This is a genomic window from Pseudomonas syringae group sp. J248-6 (assembly GCF_032586995.1).
Lineage (GTDB): Bacteria > Pseudomonadota > Gammaproteobacteria > Pseudomonadales > Pseudomonadaceae > Aquipseudomonas > Aquipseudomonas amygdali.
This window is the reverse complement of sequence record NZ_JAWHOP010000012.1, coordinates 125,564-142,973: the sequence shown is the minus strand read 5'-3', so window position 1 is coordinate 142,973 and position 17,410 is coordinate 125,564. Positions and strand designations below refer to the sequence as shown.

Here is a 17,410-nt window from a genome sequence, read left to right as displayed (position 1 = left end):
GACGAGAGAACGATATGCTCGATTCCAAACTGTTACGTACTCAACTTCAGGACGTAGCGGATCGCCTGGCTTCCCGTGGCTTCACACTGGATGTGGCGCGCATTGAATCGCTGGAAGCCCAGCGCAAGGTGGTGCAGACCCGCACCGAACAGCTGCAGGCCGAGCGCAATGCACGTTCCAAATCCATCGGTCAGGCCAAACAGCGTGGCGAAGACATCGCGCCGTTGATGGCTGATGTCGAGCGCATGGGCAACGAGCTGAGCGAAGGCAAGGTCGAGCTGGATGGCATTCAGGCCGAGCTGGATGCGCTGGTGCTGAGCATTCCGAACCTGCCTCACGAATCGGTGCCGGTCGGTGCTGACGAAGAAGGCAACGTCGAAGTGCGTCGCTGGGGTACGCCGACTTCCTTCGATTTCGAGGTCAAGGATCACGTTGCTCTGGGCGAGAAGTTCGGCTGGCTGGACTTCGAGACCGCTGCCAAGCTGTCCGGTGCGCGTTTTGCGTTGCTGCGTGGCCCAATCGCGCGCCTGCACCGTGCGCTGGCGCAGTTCATGATCAATCTGCACGTCAACGAACACGGCTACGAAGAGACCTACACGCCTTACCTGGTGCAGGCACCTGCGTTGCAGGGTACAGGCCAGTTGCCCAAGTTCGAGGAAGACCTGTTCAAGATCACCCGCGAAGGCGAAGCCGATCTGTACCTGATTCCGACCGCGGAAGTGTCGCTGACCAATATCGTGTCGGGTGAAATTCTCGATGCCAAACAGCTGCCTCTCAAGTTTGTTGCCCATACCCCTTGCTTCCGTAGCGAAGCGGGTGCGTCGGGTCGTGACACGCGTGGCATGATCCGCCAGCACCAGTTCGACAAGGTCGAGATGGTTCAGATCGTTGCGCCTGAAGACTCCATGGCTGCGCTTGAATCGCTGACCGGCAATGCCGAGCGCGTTTTGCAATTGCTGGAACTGCCATACCGTACGCTGGCGCTGTGCACCGGCGACATGGGTTTCAGTGCCGTGAAGACCTACGACCTGGAAGTGTGGATTCCGAGCCAGGACAAGTATCGCGAAATCTCTTCGTGCTCCAACTGCGGTGATTTCCAGGCGCGCCGCATGCAGGCCCGCTGGCGCAATCCGGAAACTGGCAAGCCGGAACTGGTCCACACCCTCAACGGGTCGGGGCTGGCGGTGGGTCGTACATTGGTGGCGGTGCTGGAAAACTACCAGCAAGCGGACGGGTCGATTCGCGTGCCCGAGGTGCTCAAGCCTTACATGGGCGGCCTTGAGGTCATCGGTTAAATGGAATTTCTGCCGCTGTTCCATAACCTGCGTGGCAGCCGGGTGCTGGTGGTCGGCGGTGGTGAAATTGCCTTGCGCAAATCACGCCTGATTGCCGACGCTGGCGCAGTGCTGCGCGTGGTTGCGCCAGAAATCGAGGCCCAACTGAGTGAGCTGGTCGTCCAGAGCGGCGGTGAGATGATCCTGCGCGGCTACAGCGAAAGCGATCTTGATGGTTGTGTGCTGATTATTGCCGCGACGGATGACGAGCCGCTCAACGCCCAGGTTTCCCATGACGCCCGGCTGCGCTGCGTTCCGGTCAATGTGGTGGACGCCCCGGCGTTGTGTACGGTTATCTTTCCGGCCATTGTCGACCGCTCGCCATTGGTGATCGCTGTGTCCAGTGGCGGCGATGCGCCGGTGCTGGCACGTTTGATCCGTGCCAAGCTGGAAACCTGGATTCCCTCTACCTACGGGCAGCTCGCCGGGCTTGCTGCGCGCTTTCGCAATCAGGTCAAAGGGCTGTTTCCGAATGTGCAGCAACGCCGAGCGTTCTGGGAAGATGTTTTTCAGGGTGCCATTGCTGATCGCCAACTGGCCGGGCAGGGGGCCGAGGCCGAGCGTCTGCTGATCGCCAAGATCGCTGGCGAGCCGCCGCCGGAGACCGGCGAGGTGTATCTGGTCGGTGCTGGCCCCGGTGATCCTGACTTGCTGACTTTCCGGGCCTTGCGCCTGATGCAGCAAGCGGATGTGGTGCTGTATGACCGCCTTGTCGCGCCGACTATTCTTGACCTGTGCCGTCGCGATGCCGAGCGTATCTATGTCGGTAAACGCCGTGCAGAGCACGCTGTTCCGCAGGAACAGATCAACCAGCAACTGGTTGCACTGGCCAAGCAAGGCAAGCGAGTGGTGCGCCTCAAGGGCGGCGATCCGTTTATCTTCGGCCGTGGCGGCGAGGAAATCGAAGAGCTGGCTGCGCATGGCATTCCATTTCAAGTGGTTCCAGGTATTACCGCCGCCAGTGGTTGTGCGGCGTATGCCGGTATACCGCTGACGCACCGTGATCACGCACAGTCTGTGCGTTTCATTACCGGTCACTTGAAAAACGGCACCACAGACCTGCCCTGGTCCGACCTGGTTGCGCCTGCTCAGACGCTGGTGTTTTACATGGGGCTGATCGGTTTGCCGGTCATCTGTGAAGAGCTGATCAGGCATGGTCGCTCTGCAGACACGCCTGCTGCGCTGGTTCAGCAGGGCACGACGGTCAATCAGCGTGTATTTACCGGCACTCTGGCCAATCTGCCGCAACTGGTCGCCGAGCATGAGGTGCATGCACCGACGCTGGTAATCATCGGCGAAGTGGTCAAGTTGCGTGAAAAACTGGCGTGGTTCGAAGGGGCACAGGCGACTGTCTGAAGTCGATGGCGGATAGCCCGTTCGGGCTATCCATCCTTTTTCGCCAATTTGTCAATTGCTCCAGACACCCTCACCGGACAGCCGCTCCCGGTCGTGACCTGCCTGCAGATCAAGCGCTGGACCCTTGGGTATGATGCCGGTCGGGTTGATGGTGCGATGGCTCGCGTAGTAGTGGCCCTTGATGTGCTCGAAGTTCACCGTCTCCGCGATACCTGGCCATTGGTACAACTCACGTAGCCAATTGCTAAGGTTCGGGTAATCCGCGATGCGCCGCAGGTTGCACTTGAAGTGGCTGTAATACACCGCATCGAAGCGCACGATGGTGGTGAACAGGCGTATGTCGGCTTCGGTCAGGTGTTTTCCCGTCAGGTAGCGCTTTTCGCCCAGCAGGTTTTCCAGCACGTCCAGTTCGGCGAACACATCATTGAACGCCTCTTCGTACGCCCCCTGTGAGGTGGCGAACCCGGCCCTGTAGACACCGTTGTTGACGTTCGGATAAATCTGCTCGTTGAGCTCGTCGATGCTCGCCCGCAAGGCTTGCGGATAAAAGTCCAGCGTGTTGCCGGTCAGTTCGTCGAATGCGCCATTGAACATACGGATGATTTCCGCAGACTCGTTGCTGACGATGCATTGCTGCTGTTTGTCCCACAGCACCGGAACCGTCACGCGGCCGGTATAACGAGGGTCATCGGCGGTATAGCGTTGGTGAAAGAACTGGAAGTCATCCAGCGCATCGCCGCTGGAGCCTTTCTGCTTATCGAAAGTCCAGCCATTTTCCAGCATCAGCCAACTGACCACGGAAACGCCGATCAGGTTTTCCAGTCCCTTGAGCTTGCGTACGATCAGTGTGCGGTGTGCCCACGGGCATGCCAGTGAGACATACAAGTGGTAGCGGCCGGCCTGTGCAGCAAAACCGCCCTCACCAGATGGCCCCGCTTGTCCGTCGGCTGTGACCCAGTTGCGTTGTTGCGCATTTTCGCGCTGAAAGGCGCCATCTTTGCTGCTTTCGTACCACTGGTCTTGCCAGTGTCCCTCGACCAGAAGGCCCATGTCTGACTCCCATTTCCAGGTTATAGAGCTTGGAGGTCAGCCAGGGCGCATCGGTTCGACCTAAAACGCGCAAGATTATGGGGGCTGGTGATCGTCACAGCCGATAGGTCAAAGGCTCTTGTCGCGGCGATCCCAGAACACTCGGGCTTGCTCGAACGCTTCGTCGCGAGCGACACCCAGGCCGCGCAGGGCAAGCGCGATGGTCGATATCAACGCCAGTTGCGGGTAGCTGTCTTCGATTTCCCCGCGCCACAAGGCCAACAGTTGCTGCGGGTCGAGTGTCGCCGGTTTTACGTGACGGCGCGGCGAGAGCGCTGGCCACTCCTCGTCCCAGGGCTGACCGCCAGTGGTGCCGTACAAATGGCTGATGGTGTCCGGGTTGATCTCGATTTCGCCGCCATCGCCCTTGACCACAATGGCGTTGTCGCCCAGCAGGCTGCTGGCGTCGCGATGCACGCTCTGATAGCCCGGATGAAAGATGCTTTGCAGGCCGCAACGGGCCTGAAGCGGGTTGAGAATGCGTGCCAGAGAATGAATGGGGGAGCGCAGGCCCAGGGTGTTGCGCAGATCAATCATGCGTTGCAGCTGCGGTGCCCAGTCTGCAAGCGGAATGAACGCTATATTGCCTTGCTCAAGCGAGGTTTCGACTGCTGACCAGTTGCGGCACAGGGGAATACTCAGCAGGCCGAGCAATTGTTCGGTGTACAGGCGTCCCGCAGTATGGGCACCACCGCCGTGCAGGAGGATCTTCACGCCGTTTTGCGCCAGACATTTGGCCGCCAGCAAGTACCACGGCAGATGACGCTTTTTCCCTGCGTAGGTCGGCCAGTCGATATCGACCTGAATCGCCGGCGCATTCAGGCGTTCGCGCACCGCTTCGGTAAACCCCGCCAGTTCCTCAGGGCTTTCTTCCTTATGGCGCAGCAGCATCAGAAAAGCCCCGAGCTGGGTGTCCTCGACTTTTTCATCGAGCAACATGCCCATGGCCTCTCGCGCTTCTTCGCGCGTCAGGTTGCGCGCACCGCGTTTGCCTTTGCCCAGAATGCGCACAAATGTCGCAAAGGGATGTTCTTCAGGTGTTTCGGTAACAAGCGCGGCGTAATCGTTCATATGCAATTGGTCGGTTTAGGCAGGCCCGCCAGCTTGGCGGCGAGTTTGGCGGGAGTGCCGTTGAACAGGCGGTTGAGGTGCATGCTGTTGCCTTTTTCCGTACCCAGCTTCAGTGCGGTGTATTTGATCAGCGGTCGGGTGGCCGGCGAAAGCTGAAACTCGGCGTAGAAATCCCGCAGCAACTGGAGGATTTCAATGTGCTCGGCACTCAGGGCGATACCTTCCTCAGCGGACAGGGCGTGGGCGACGTCAAGCGACCAGTCGTTGAGGTCCTGCAGAAAACCATCCTTGTCCAGTTCGATGCTGTGCCCGTCAATCGTCAACTGTTTCATAGCCAGGTATTGACCTTGTCGAAGCGTAAGGACAGTTCCACGAAGGCAGGGTAGTCGATGCTTTTTACTCCGACGGGCAGTGGCAGATTGCGTGCCTTGATGTCTTCATCAAGTACAAACAACTGCAATGAATCGACCAGGGGCTGCAGGGATTCCAATGGTGCGCATGACGGTGTCAGTGCATAAGTAGCGTCGCCACAGAGCAATACACCGTCGTCACGGCCCAGCAGGCGCAGGCAGCTGTCCAGTCGGGTGTCGGCAAAAGGCGAATGGGAGAGAACGTGCAAAGTAGCCATCAGATCGTAATCACCTCGTCGTAGCGGTCAAAAAGTGCCGACAATTCGGAGCGTGTGTACAACTGACTGATTTCTTCGCTCAATGCGCTGGCAGGGATGCCGCGCTCGGTCAGGCTTTGTCCGCAGGCATAAAGGTCTTCAACGCCGAACATCGACAGGGCCTTGAGGTTTGCGGTCAGGTCTTTCTGTTGCAGGGCACCGGGCAGTTGCTGCGGCGACAACTGGAAAACCCCGTCATCCAGAAACAGCAGGCCGACCGACAGATCGAATGCACCACCCGCCAGCACGATGTCCAGTGCTTCACGGGCACCGGGGCCGGACCACGGCGACTGACGGCTGACTACCAATAATGATCTGGGCATGTCACGGCCCTCCAAAGCAGATCAAACGATCAGCCGATTGCACGGCATCGTGCAACTGCCCCAGCCCGGACAATTCCCAAGGCTCCCGCAGATTCGCCGCTGGCCGCTGATAACGCTCGGCCTCTTGGGCATCAAGCACGCCACGACGCAGCGCGGCGGCGATGCATACCACGCCATCCAGGTGGTGTTCGGCGATGAAGTCACGCCATTGCAGGGCCATATCCTGCTCATCCTGAGGCGTCACGACATTGGCCGACGCGCTGTGTACGCCGTCTTGATAAAAAAACAACCGGACGATCTCATGTCCGCCTGCGAGTACGGCTTTGGCGAACAGCAAGGCTCTTCGCGAGGAGGGCGCATGGGCGGCGGAAAAAAGTGAGATGGCGAATTTCATGATCGGCTCTGCCAACAAAACATCCGCAATGATAAAGAATTCAAGGGCCGACGTGTGAGTTTGGCGCGGTTCGTCCTGCAAGCGCTGGGTCAGGGCGCAACCGCCTGAGTGTCGATTGATGTTCATCGGGCATCAATCGATGAAAACATAGCACTTATCGTTTCAAAGTGTGTCCGGCAGACTCCTTCCCCATAAGCGCTTACAACACTCTAATAAGATCGCTGGAGAACACTGATGCACAGCTCATCCCCATCAGGAACAGGCAACACCCGGTCGAAGGCCGGAGCAGTATTTCGCGTCACTTCAGGCAACTTCCTCGAGCAATTCGACTTCTTCCTGTTTGGCTTTTACGCCACCCAGATCGCCTCCGCCTTTTTCCCGGCCAGCAGTGAGTTTGCTTCGCTGATGATGACCTTCGCGGTCTTCGGTGCGGGCTTCCTGATGCGCCCGTTGGGTGCCGTTATTCTGGGCGCTTACATCGATGACGTGGGCCGGCGCAAAGGCTTGATCGTGACTCTGTCGATCATGGCCAGTGGCACGCTGTTGATTGTCCTGGTGCCCGGTTACGCGAGCATCGGCTTGTGGGCACCGGCATTGGTGCTGGTCGGTCGCTTGCTGCAAGGCTTTTCCGCAGGCGCGGAATTGGGCGGCGTGTCGGTGTATCTGGCAGAGATGGCGACACCCGGCCGCAAGGGCTTCTACACCAGTTGGCAGTCAGGCAGCCAGCAGGTGGCAATTGTTGTCGCCGCTGCGCTGGGTTACGGCTTGAACCAATGGATGACACCTGCTGCTGTCGCCGACTGGGGCTGGAGAATTCCGTTCGCCATCGGTTGCCTGATCATCCCGTTCATTTTCCTGCTACGCCGCAGCCTGCAGGAAACCGAAGAGTTCGCCACGCGCGCTCACCGTCCGACCATGCGACAGGTGTTCGCGACGCTGCTGCAAAACTGGCGCGTGGTGATTGCCGGCATGCTGATGGTGGCGATGACTACCACCACGTTTTACCTGATCACCATTTATGCACCGACATTCGGCAAAACCGTACTAAATCTGAGTACCTCCGATGCGCTGCTGGTGACGTTGCTGGTCGGTGTCTCCAACTTTATCTGGCTGCCGGTCGGCGGCATGTTGAGCGACCGTTTCGGACGCAAGCCGCTGCTGGTAGCGATGACCCTGCTGACCATCATCAGCGCTTATCCGGCGCTGTCCTTTCTCGCTCAGGCGCCAAGCTTTGCTCATATGCTGGAAGTGCTGTTGTGGTTCTCGTTTCTCTACGGTTTGTATAACGGCGCGATGATTCCGGCGCTGACTGAAATCATGCCGGTTGAGGTGCGGGTGGCCGGTTTTTCTCTGGCCTATAGCTTGGCGACAGCAGTTTTCGGCGGTTTCACCCCGGCAATCTCGACCTGGTTGATCCATCTGACCGGTGACAAGGCTGCACCTGCTTACTGGATGACGTTCGCTGCAGCTTGCGCGCTTGGCGCGACCCTGGTGCTCTACCGGCACCTTTCGGTTCGCCCGCAACTGGCTGTTTAATAAAGGAAAAAACTATGAAACTGTTGCATAAACATCAATTGGCGGTGCTTTTTCTGGGCTGTATGGCAGTCAGCGTTGCCGCTCAGGCTGAAGAGCTCAAGGTCATGACATCAGGCGGCTTTACTGCTGCATATAAACTGCTGGGGCCGCAATACGCGACGTCTTCCGGGGATACACTGGACACCATCCTTGGCCCGTCGATGGGCAAGGCCCCCGAGGCCATTCCAAACCGCCTGGCTCGTGGCGAGCATGCCGATGTGGTGATCATGGTCGGCTATGCGCTGGATGATCTGATCAAGCAAGGCAAGGTAGACCCGGCATCGCGGGTCGAGCTGGCCGATTCGCGGATCGGGATGGTGGTGAAGGAGGGGGCGGCCAAGCCTGCAATCGGTACCGACAGCGAGTTGAAAGACACGCTGCTCAAGGCGAAGTCGGTTGCTTACTCCGACAGCGCCAGTGGTGTGTACATCGAAAAAGAGCTTTTCAAAAAGCTCGGTATCGAGAAGGAACTCGCGCCGAAGGGCAAGATGATCGAGCGCATCCCGGTTGCTTCCGTGGTTGCCAAGGGCGACTACGAAGTGGGCTTTCAACAGGTGGCCGAACTGTTGCCGGTTCCCGGCGTGACATTCGTGGCGAAGATTCCGGAAGACGTTCAGTCGGTTACCCGCTACGCCGCTGGCATTCCGGTCAATGCCGAGCACCCGAAGCAGGCGAAGGCATTGCTCGATTACCTGGCGTCTCCAAAAGCGCAGGCCACCGTGCAGTCCACCGGGCTGGATTCAGTTCCCCGCTGAACGTAGCGGCATCTTCCTGACCAGTCGTTCCAGTTCAAGGGCTGCAGGCGTCAATGTCCTCCCGCGACGTTTTATCAGCCCTACGTTGCGAACCACTTCAGGTGCAACCAATGGCACGCTCACCAGAAACGGGTGAGCGGTCATCGGCATGGCGATCGAGGGCACCGCCGCCACGCCGAGGCCGGCCTCCACAAGGCCGATCATGGTGGTGACATGCCGCGTTTCGCAGATACTCTCCTTGTTCGGGCGCGAGAGCGCCAGTGCCTGATCCAGTACCAGACGGTTACCTGACGTTATGTCCAGAGCGATGTAGTCGTGGCGGTACATTTCCTCCCAGCTCACGCTGGCGCAGGTCGCAAGCGGGTGATCCCGGCGGCAGGCCATCACATAGCGTTCCTGCAGAAGCAATTCGAAGTCGACCTCCGGTGCCAGATTGCCGCTGAAACTCACCCCGAAATCTGCCTCGCCAAGGGCAACTGCGCTGTTGACCTCGTTGGCGCTGGCATCCATGACCCGGATTCTGATTTTTGGAAACAGCTTATGAAACTCGCTGATGACCTGCGGCATGAAGTAGTAGGCGGCTGACGGCACGCAAGCAATGGTGACGCTACCCATCCGGGTGGAACCGACGCCATCGATGGTCATCAATGCGATGTCGAGGTCATCCAGTATTCGCTCGACCTGAGGCAGAAATGCACGGCCCACCGTGGTAAGGCTGACCCTGCGGGTGGTCCGTTCGAACAGCTTCACGTTCAGCGCAGACTCAAGCTTTTCTATACGGCGGCTGAGTGCAGGCTGGGTGATCTGTACGGTTTCAGCGGCCTTGCGGAAGCTGCCATTCTCGACCACGGCACGAAATGCCTGGAGGTCGTTTAGATCGAAATTGATGGGCATTCGAACATCGGTCTATTGATACGGGGTGCGCATGAATATATCAGGTTGCGCGGGCCCGCTGGCAGGGGGGAGGAGAGGGGGGATTTTCATAAAGGCCAGAAACGACAAAGCCCTGAATAATCAGGGCTTTGCGCTACCAAATATGGCGGAGGCATAGAGATTCGAACTCTAGGACCTGTTACAGTCGGCAGTTTTCAAGACTGCTGCCTTAAACCACTCGGCCATACCTCCACTATCGTTGCGGGCGCCATAATACCGGAATGAAACAAGCTGTCAAACTCTGTGACTAGCCAGTTGCAGCGCCTCTGTTATGATCTTTGCAACTCAACATTTCAACAGGAAGGAGTTTCGCCATGCGCGAACAGGATTACAGCCTTAAAACCGGCATGCAGGCCGACCAGCTAGAGGTTAGTCGTGTCCTGCGCAACACTTACGGTCTTCTCGCTCTGACGCTGGCTTTCAGCGGTGTCATGGCATTTGTCGCTCAGCAGATGCGCGTCGGCTACCCGAACATTTTCGTGGTACTGATCGGCTTCTATGGTCTGTTTTTCCTGACCAACAAATTGCGTGATTCGGTCTGGGGTCTGGTTTCGACCTTCGCCTTGACAGGTTTCATGGGTTTCCTGCTTGGCCCGATCCTCAACCGTTATCTGGGTATGGCCGGTGGCGCTGAAGTGGTTAGCTCTGCTTTCGCGATGACCGCACTGGTTTTCGGCGGTCTGTCGGCTTACGTGTTGATCACCCGCAAGGACATGAGCTTCCTGGGTGGCTTCATCACCGCAGGCTTCTTCGTTCTGCTTGGTGCGGTAGTGGCCAGCATGTTCTTCCAGATCAGCGGTTTGCAACTGGCGATCAGCGCAGGCTTCGTGCTGTTCTCGTCGGTCTGCATTCTGTTCCAGACCAGCGCGATCATTCAGGGTGGTGAACGCAACTACATCATGGCGACGGTCAGCCTGTATGTATCGATCTACAACCTGTTTATCAGCCTGCTGCAGATTTTCGGCATCATGAGCCGCGACGACTGATGACTTCGGCCTGACTACTCAGGCCGTTGCACTTCAAACAAAAGCCCCGATCTTTCGGGGCTTTTGCATTTCCGGGATTTGAGAAGTGTCAGGATCTCAGGTGATGGCGATATGCCTTTCCGGAAGCCTGGGAAGGGCAAGCCGGATTGGCCAGAGACTGTCGGTCCAGTCAAATTACGCATCGTAGGACACCTGACCGATCAGTCATCTTTATCAAGATTGTCCTCGTCTGCTCAAGCACTTATCAGCTTTTGATCATCACAAAAAATAATATCGGACGATTCCCCAAGGCCTGTAGGCACTTCCCCGTTTGGGCCAATTGACATCACTGAAGAGAGCTGGACACAAGATTTCTAAATGTGTCAGCTTTGTTACGCATCAAAGCGTTACGCAACAGCAACACAAGGCGAGTGACTGGACTCTCTCGCTACAGGGGGGAGTCCAGCCGCACCTAACCTGTTAATCAGCAAACAAGGAAGTGTCATGACGAAAGTCAAAGAAAATGCTGCAATTCAACTCTCTGCTGCTACCAGCACCTCTTTCGACCAGATCAATACGTTCGCTCACCAGTACGACCGTGGCGGTAACCTCACGATCAATGGCAAGCCTTCGTACTCGGTCGATCAGGCCGCCGATTACATCCTTCGCGACGACGCTGCGTGGACTGATCGCGATGGGAACGGCACCATCAACCTCACGTACACCTTCCTGACCGCCAAACCTGCCGGGTTCGACAATTCGCTGGGGACTTTCAGTGCGTTCAACGCACAGCAGAAAGCACAGGCCGTATTGTCGATGCAATCCTGGGCAGACGTTGCCAAAGTCAGCTTTACCCAGGCGGCTTCCGGCGGCGACGGGCACATGACCTTTGGCAACTACAGTAACGGCAGTGCTGGCGGAGCGGCTTTTGCCTATCTGCCCAGCGGCAACAGCCGTACCGACGGTCAGTCCTGGTACCTTGTCGATAACAGCTACAAGGTCAACACCACCCCGGACAATGGCAATTACGGTCGTCAGACCCTGACCCATGAAATTGGCCACACCCTGGGCCTGTCTCACCCTGGCGACTACAACGCTGGCGAAGGCAACCCGACCTACAAGGATGCCAGCTACGCAGAAGACACGCGTGGCTACAGCGTCATGAGTTACTGGAGTGAGTCCAACACCGACCAGAACTTCGTCAAGGGCGGCGTTGCGGCGTACTCCTCGGCACCGTTGCTGGACGATATTGCGGCTGTTCAACAGCTCTATGGCGCGAATATGAGCACCCGTGCCGGTGATACGGTCTACGGTTTCAACTCCACCGCCGGGCGTGATTTCTACAGCGCCACTTCTGCCTCCTCCAAGGTGGTGTTCTCGGTGTGGGACGGTGGGGGCAAGGATACCCTCGACTTCTCGGGTTTCACCCAGAACCAGAAGATCAACCTCAATGCGGCCTCGTTCTCGGACGTGGGTGGCATGGTGGGTAACGTTTCAATTGCCAAAGGCGTGGTGGTTGAAAACGCGGTGGGCGGTTCGGGCAACGACCTGTTGATCGGCAATGCCGCTGCCAACGACCTCAAAGGTGGTGCCGGCAACGACATCATCTACGGCGGTGGCGGTGCCGACAGCCTGACCGGTGGTGCTGGTGCAGACATTTTTGTGTTTGGTGCCAGTTCCGATTCGAACCGTGCAGCGCAGGATACGATTCGTGACTTTGTCAGCGGTCAGGACAAAATCGATGTATCGGCCATTTCCACGCTGAGCGCGCTGCAGTTCGTCAACGCGTTCAGCGGCCATGTCGGCGAAGCGATCCTCAGCTACAACCAGAGCAGCAATCTGGGTAGCCTGGCGATCGACTTCACAGGTCAGGGTGTGGGGGACTTCCTCGTGGGCACTGTTGGTCAAGCGTTGGCTACTGATATCGTGGTTTAATCTGTAACAATCATGGACGACCCTGCTGTCGTCCATGATCTGGAAAGTACCCCATCATGAAGATCAATCACGTTGTTCGAATCGTGCCAGTGGCTGTTGCGCTGCTGGTGGGTATTTCTGGAGCAAGTATGGCCATGAGTTTGAAACTGCCCGACCCAGCTGAACTCAGCGGCAAGTGGCGACTTTCGCTTCAGGGAAACACGGACGAAGCCTGTGAGCTGCACCTCAACACGGATGTACCGAAACTGACGGGCGATCTCGCCTGTGCAGTAAAGTGGTTGCACGAAGCACCCACTGGCTGGTTTCCGACTCCGGATGGCCTGGCATTCACCGACAAGGAAGGCAATCGCCTGATTCACCTCAATAACATGGGTGAGCAGATCTATCAGGCGCGTCTGCCCGGCGGTGAAGTGCTGGTACTTGGACGGCTCGCCGATTAAGCGTTTCATGGACCTGCGCGAGTTGTTTGTTAAAACCCAGGGATGTCACTCCGTCACCAGCAAGACCATCAAGGAACAACCATGAATGCGTTGCCCCAAAGCGCCCGGCCGCCGCTTTATAAAGCGCTGGCTGACTACAAGAGCGCGTTGATTGGTGTCGGTTGTTTTACCGCGCTGATCAACGTGTTGATGCTCGCCCCATCGATTTACATGTTGCAAGTCTATGACCGTGTACTGACGTCGCAGAACCAGACTACCCTGGCCATGCTGACGCTGATGGTGGGCGGGTTCTTTGCGTTTATCGGCCTGCTGGAGATGGTCCGCAGCTTTGTGGTGATCCGCATCGGCAGCGAGCTGGAGAGGCGTTTCAATCTGCGCGTCTATCAGGCCGCGTTCGAGAGCAACCTGCACGCTGGACAGCGTCAGGCTGGACAGGCGCTGGGTGACCTGACCTTTATCCGCCAGTTCCTCACCGGGCCGGCGTTGTTCGCGTTCTTCGACGCCCCGTGGTTTCCCATCTACCTGGCGGTGATCTTCCTTTTCGACCCTTGGCTTGGCGTGCTGGCCAGCGTGGGGACGGTGTTGCTGGTCGGACTGGCCTGCCTCAACGAATGGCTGACCCGCAAACCGTTGGCCGAGGCCAGCGGGTACTCGCAGCAGTCTGCGCAATTGGCGACCCGACACCTGCAACAGGCCGAGGCGATCCAGGCGATGGGCATGCTCGAAGTGTTGCGGCGTCGCTGGTTCCATGTGCATGGGCGCTTTCTGGCCTTGCAAAACCGTGCCAGTGACACTGGAGCGGTGATCAGTTCGATCAGCAAGGCCCTGCGCCTTTGCCTGCAGTCGCTGGTGCTGGGCCTGGGCGCACTGCTGGTGATAAACGGAGAAATGACCGCAGGCATGATGATCGCCGGTTCGATCCTCATGGGAAGGGTTCTCAGCCCCATCGATCAACTGATCGCAGTCTGGAAGCAATGGAGTTCTGCACGCCTGGCTTACGGGCGTCTGGACCAGTTACTCAAGACCTACGCCGAGCCCGCGCCGCGCATGCCACTGCCAGCACCGCGCGGTCAGATCAGCGCGGAACAGGTCAGCGCTGCGCCTCCGGGAAAAACGTCGCCGACGATTCAGCAAGTGAGCTTTCAGTTGCAAGCCGGTGAAGTGCTCGGCGTGCTGGGAGCATCCGGTTCCGGCAAATCGACTCTGGCGCGCGTGCTGGTCGGTGTCTGGCCTGTGCTGGGCGGTACGGTACGCCTGGACGGTGCCGACATGCATCGCTGGGATCGCGAGGCGCTGGGCCCCTATATCGGTTATCTGCCGCAGGACATCGAGCTGTTCGGTGGCACCGTGGCAGAAAACATCGCGCGTTTTAGCGAGGCCGACGCGAGCGCTGTGGTTGCTGCCGCGCAACTGGCGGGCGTACACGAATTGATTCTGCGTCTGCCGCAGGGCTACGACACGCGGCTGGGCGATGATGGCGCTGGCTTGTCAGGCGGTCAGAAACAGCGCGTCGCGTTGGCCCGAGCGCTGTATGGCGATCCGCGGCTGGTGGTGCTTGATGAGCCCAATTCCAATCTGGACGCCGCAGGCGAAGCGGCCTTGACCCAGGCGATTGCTGAACTCAAGACCCGCGGCTGCACCGTCGTGCTCGTCACCCACCGCACTCAGTCGTTGAACCAGACCGATCGTCTGCTGGTGCTGAGCGAAGGTCGCATGCAGGCATTCGGCACCACGGCTCAGGTGTTGCAGGCCTTGTCCGGACAGGCATCGCCCGGGCAAGCACCGCAAGCGCACCCTCAATCGCAATCTCGCCCTGCACCTGTCGGGCTTTCCATGAGCCGTCAGTACGGCACGCAGAACAGGCAGTCCGACGTATGAGCAGCCCTATCGACACTCATTACACCGTGCCGGGCAAGGAGCGCGGCGTGCAGTTCTTCGTTCGTGCTGGCTGGATTCTCATGCTGGCAGGGGCGGGCAGCTTCTTTCTGTGGGCCAGTCTCGCCCCGCTGGATCAGGGCATTGCCGTGCAAGGCACCGTCGTGGTGTCGGGCAAGCGCAAGGCCGTGCAGTCGCTGGATGGCGGCGTGGTCAGCAAGATTCTCGTCAGCGAAGGCCAGTCCGTGAAGGAGGGCGAGCCGTTGTTTCGTCTTGATCAGACTCAGGTCGAGGCCGACGTGCAATCGCTGCGTGCCCAGTATCGAATGGCCTGGGCCAGCCTGGCTCGCTGGCAGAGCGAGCGCGACAACCTGGATGAGGTGCACTTTCCCGCAGAACTGATTGCCGCCGGGCAGGGGCAGAACCCCGACCCGCGTCTGGCGCTCGTGCTTGAGGGCCAGCGCCAGCTGTTCAGCAGTCGGCGACAGGCGCTGGCTCGAGAGCAATCCGGTTTGCAGGCGAGTATCGAAGGTGCCGGGCTGCAACTCGCCGGTATGCGCCGCGCTCGATCGGACCTGCTGGCTCAGGCTGACTCGCTACGCAAGCAACTGAGTAACCTGGAACCCTTGGCGCAGAACGGTTTCATTCCGGGCAACCGTCTGCTGGAGTTTCAACGCCAGCTTTCTCAAGTGCAGCAGAGCCTGGCGCAGAACGCAGGCGAAACCGGGCGGATAGAGCAGGGGATCGTCGAGTCGCGGTTGCGTCTTCAGCAGCAGCGCGAGGAGTATCAGAAAGAAGTGCGCAGCCAGTGGGCCGATGCCCAGGTCAAGGCGCTTACCCTTGAGCAACAACTGGCTTCGGCAGGTTTCAGTCTGCAGCACAGTGCAATTCTTGCCCCTGCTGATGGCATCGCCGTCAACCTGGGCGTGCACACTGAAGGCGCAGTGGTGCGTGCCGGTGAAACCCTGCTGGAAATCGTACCGCAGGGCACACGGCTTGAAGTCGAAGGGCGTCTGCCGGTGCAGTTGATCGACAAGGTCGCCAGCCATTTGCCGGTCGATATCCTCTTCACTGCGTTCAATCAAAGTCGCACGCCGCGGGTTTCCGGTGAGGTAAACCTGATTTCCGCCGACCAGATGCAGGATGAGAAAACCGGCCAGCCCTATTACGTGCTGCGCACTTCGGTGGGCGATGCAGCACTGGAAAAACTCAACGGGCTGGTGATCAAGCCGGGCATGCCCGCTGAAATGTTTGTGCGCACGGGCGAACGCTCGCTGCTCAATTATCTGTTCAAACCTTTGCTGGACCGTGCCGGCTCCGCGTTGACGGAGGAATAGGATGTCTCGTCATCCCCTGAAAGCCGCTTTACTGACGGCCATCCTGCTGGGCACTGCTTCATTGAGTCATGCGATGGGCCCGTTTCAGGTCTATGAGCTGGCGCTTCGCAACGACCCGACTTACCTGGGAGCGCTCAAGGAGCGCGATGCGGGCCTGGAAAACCGGGTGATTGGTCGTGCAGGCTTGTTGCCGCGTGTTTCATACAGCTACAACAAAGGGCGCAACGACTCCAAGGCCACCCTTAAAGGCGGCCGTGAAGACACCACGGACCATCGCCACTACAACAGCTTTGGTTCAAGCCTGACGATTCAGCAGCCGCTGATCGATTACGAAGCCTATGCCAATTACCGCAAAGGCCTGGCTCAGGCGTTGTTTGCCGACGAGACTTTTCGCAGCAAGAGTCAGGAATTGCTGGTGCGGGTTCTGACCCTTTATACCCAGGCACTGTTCGCGCAGGACCAGATCAATATAGCCCGCGCCAAACAGCAGGCGTTCGAACGCCAGTTTGCCCAGAACCGGCAAATGTTCCAGCAAGGCGAAGGTACCCGCACCGACATTCTTGAAGCGGAATCGCGCAACGAGCTGGCGATTGCCGAGCAGATAGAAGCCAGCGATGAGCAGGATGCGGCCTTGCGCGAGCTGGCCGCGTTGCTTGGCGAGCCGAGTATCGATGTTGCGCAGCTGGAGCCGTTGAGGGACAGCTTTCAGGCGCTGGTGCTGGCACCTTCCAGCTTTACCGAGTGGCATGCGCTGGCCATGGCCAACAGCCCGATCCTGGCCTCGCAACGTCAGTCGCTGGAAGTGGCGCGATACGAGGTGGAGCGCAACCGCGCAGGGCATCTGCCGACGGTGAATGCCTATGCGAGTATCCGCCAGAACGAATCGGACAGCGGCAACACCTACAATCAGCGTTACGACACCAACACGATAGGTATCGAGCTCAGTCTGCCGCTGTACGCCGGAGGCGGCACCAGCGCCTCGGTGCGTCAGGCCAACAGCAAGCGCGAGCAGGCGGAATACGAGCTGGAGGGCAAGACCCGCGAAACCCTGATCGAGCTGCGTCGCCAGTTCAACGCCTGTGCGTCAGGGGTGAGCAAGTTGCGCGCTTATCAGAAAGCACTGGTCTCGGCGCAGGCACTGGTCGAGTCGACACGTCAGAGCATTCTCGGCGGCGAGCGCATCAGCCTGGACGCACTCAACGCCGAACAGCAGCTTTACAGCACCCGTCGCGATCTGGCGAAAGCCCGTTACGATTACTTGATGGCTTGGATCAAACTGCATTACTACGCCGGTACGTTGCACGACACCGATCTGGCGCGTATTGACGAGGCCTTCGTTGTGGCGCGCTGAGTGTCGTTGG

General features: G+C 58.7%; 17 protein-coding genes and 1 tRNA gene. 10 read left to right on the top strand and 8 right to left on the bottom strand.

The genetic code is table 11. The features are described from left to right. The first annotated feature begins 14 nt into the window (after positions 1-14). Both serS and cysG read left to right on the top strand, forming a co-directional pair. Positions 15-1,295, top strand: a complete 1,281-nt coding sequence (gene serS / locus RYC17_RS16955) for a serine--tRNA ligase (RefSeq protein ID WP_122280613.1) — start codon at positions 15-17, stop codon at positions 1,293-1,295. Further along, on the top strand, positions 1,296-2,690 hold the full coding sequence (cysG, locus tag RYC17_RS16950; RefSeq protein ID WP_122280614.1) for a siroheme synthase CysG: 1,395 nt from the start codon (positions 1,296-1,298) through the stop codon (positions 2,688-2,690). Between the two features lie 51 nt (positions 2,691-2,741). On the opposite strand, the gene RYC17_RS16945 is transcribed toward cysG, so the two are convergent. The 6 genes from RYC17_RS16945 to tusD all read right to left on the bottom strand — a co-directional run bounded on the left by RYC17_RS16945 (position 2,742) and on the right by tusD (position 6,234). Further along, positions 2,742-3,740, bottom strand: a complete 999-nt coding sequence (locus tag RYC17_RS16945; protein WP_122280615.1) for a glutathione S-transferase family protein — start codon at positions 3,738-3,740, stop codon at positions 2,742-2,744. A 108-nt stretch (positions 3,741-3,848) separates the two neighbouring features. Further along, positions 3,849-4,850, bottom strand: coding sequence for a glycosyl transferase family protein (locus RYC17_RS16940; protein ID WP_122280616.1), 1,002 nt, complete (start codon positions 4,848-4,850; stop codon positions 3,849-3,851). Further along, entirely contained in the window at positions 4,847-5,182 is a 336-nt protein-coding gene (locus RYC17_RS16935; RefSeq protein ID WP_054072424.1) for a TusE/DsrC/DsvC family sulfur relay protein, read from the bottom strand. Before RYC17_RS16935 ends, RYC17_RS16940 begins: the two co-directional genes overlap by 4 nt. Then, entirely contained in the window at positions 5,179-5,478 is a 300-nt protein-coding gene (tusB, locus tag RYC17_RS16930; RefSeq protein WP_122280617.1) for a sulfurtransferase complex subunit TusB, read from the bottom strand. Before tusB ends, RYC17_RS16935 begins: the two co-directional genes overlap by 4 nt. Beyond that, positions 5,478-5,840, bottom strand: a complete 363-nt coding sequence (gene tusC / locus RYC17_RS16925; protein ID WP_058400405.1) for a sulfurtransferase complex subunit TusC — start codon at positions 5,838-5,840, stop codon at positions 5,478-5,480. Before tusC ends, tusB begins: the two co-directional genes overlap by 1 nt. A gap of 1 nt (position 5,841) precedes the next feature. Then, positions 5,842-6,234 (bottom strand): sulfurtransferase complex subunit TusD, encoded by a 393-nt coding sequence (gene tusD, locus RYC17_RS16920; RefSeq protein ID WP_002553985.1) that lies wholly within the window; start codon positions 6,232-6,234, stop codon positions 5,842-5,844. 234 nt (positions 6,235-6,468) lie between these two features. Between tusD and RYC17_RS16915 the strand changes: the two genes are divergently transcribed. Both RYC17_RS16915 and RYC17_RS16910 read left to right on the top strand, forming a co-directional pair. Next, positions 6,469-7,770 (top strand): MFS transporter, encoded by a 1,302-nt coding sequence (locus RYC17_RS16915; protein WP_044345597.1) that lies wholly within the window; start codon positions 6,469-6,471, stop codon positions 7,768-7,770. 14 nt (positions 7,771-7,784) lie between these two features. Beyond that, positions 7,785-8,564 carry a substrate-binding domain-containing protein gene (locus RYC17_RS16910; RefSeq protein WP_004665682.1) on the top strand — a complete coding sequence of 260 codons (780 nt, stop codon included), beginning with the start codon at positions 7,785-7,787 and terminating at the stop codon, positions 8,562-8,564. Here RYC17_RS16910 and RYC17_RS16905 read toward each other — a convergent pair. Further along, a complete protein-coding gene (locus RYC17_RS16905; protein WP_004665681.1) occupies positions 8,550-9,458 on the bottom strand; it encodes a LysR family transcriptional regulator in 909 nt (302 codons plus the stop codon). The two genes, RYC17_RS16910 and RYC17_RS16905, sit on opposite strands and share 15 nt — an antisense overlap. A 143-nt stretch (positions 9,459-9,601) precedes the next feature. Continuing rightward, positions 9,602-9,689 (bottom strand) — tRNA-Ser (locus RYC17_RS16900). Between the two features lie 122 nt (positions 9,690-9,811). Between RYC17_RS16900 and RYC17_RS16895 the strand changes: the two genes are divergently transcribed. From RYC17_RS16895 to RYC17_RS16870, 6 genes are all read left to right on the top strand, one after another. Further along, positions 9,812-10,483, top strand: a complete 672-nt coding sequence (locus tag RYC17_RS16895; RefSeq protein ID WP_002553978.1) for a Bax inhibitor-1/YccA family protein — start codon at positions 9,812-9,814, stop codon at positions 10,481-10,483. 483 nt (positions 10,484-10,966) lie between these two features. Beyond that, positions 10,967-12,397: a serralysin family metalloprotease gene (locus RYC17_RS16890; protein WP_058400408.1), complete on the top strand. Its 1,431-nt coding sequence runs from the start codon at positions 10,967-10,969 to the stop codon at positions 12,395-12,397. 56 nt (positions 12,398-12,453) lie between these two features. After that, positions 12,454-12,837, top strand: coding sequence for a protease inhibitor Inh/omp19 family protein (locus RYC17_RS16885; protein WP_058407798.1), 384 nt, complete (start codon positions 12,454-12,456; stop codon positions 12,835-12,837). Positions 12,838-12,918: 81 nt separating this feature from the next. Then, on the top strand, positions 12,919-14,715 hold the full coding sequence (locus RYC17_RS16880; RefSeq protein WP_316903824.1) for a type I secretion system permease/ATPase: 1,797 nt from the start codon (positions 12,919-12,921) through the stop codon (positions 14,713-14,715). Continuing rightward, positions 14,712-16,049 (top strand): HlyD family type I secretion periplasmic adaptor subunit, encoded by a 1,338-nt coding sequence (locus tag RYC17_RS16875; protein WP_122258956.1) that lies wholly within the window; start codon positions 14,712-14,714, stop codon positions 16,047-16,049. Before RYC17_RS16880 ends, RYC17_RS16875 begins: the two co-directional genes overlap by 4 nt. Before the next feature lies 1 nt (position 16,050). After that, the gene (locus RYC17_RS16870; protein WP_316903822.1) at positions 16,051-17,400 is read left to right on the top strand and encodes a TolC family outer membrane protein; all 1,350 of its coding nucleotides are present in this window, start codon (positions 16,051-16,053) and stop codon (positions 17,398-17,400) included. Positions 17,401-17,410 lie beyond the last annotated feature (10 nt).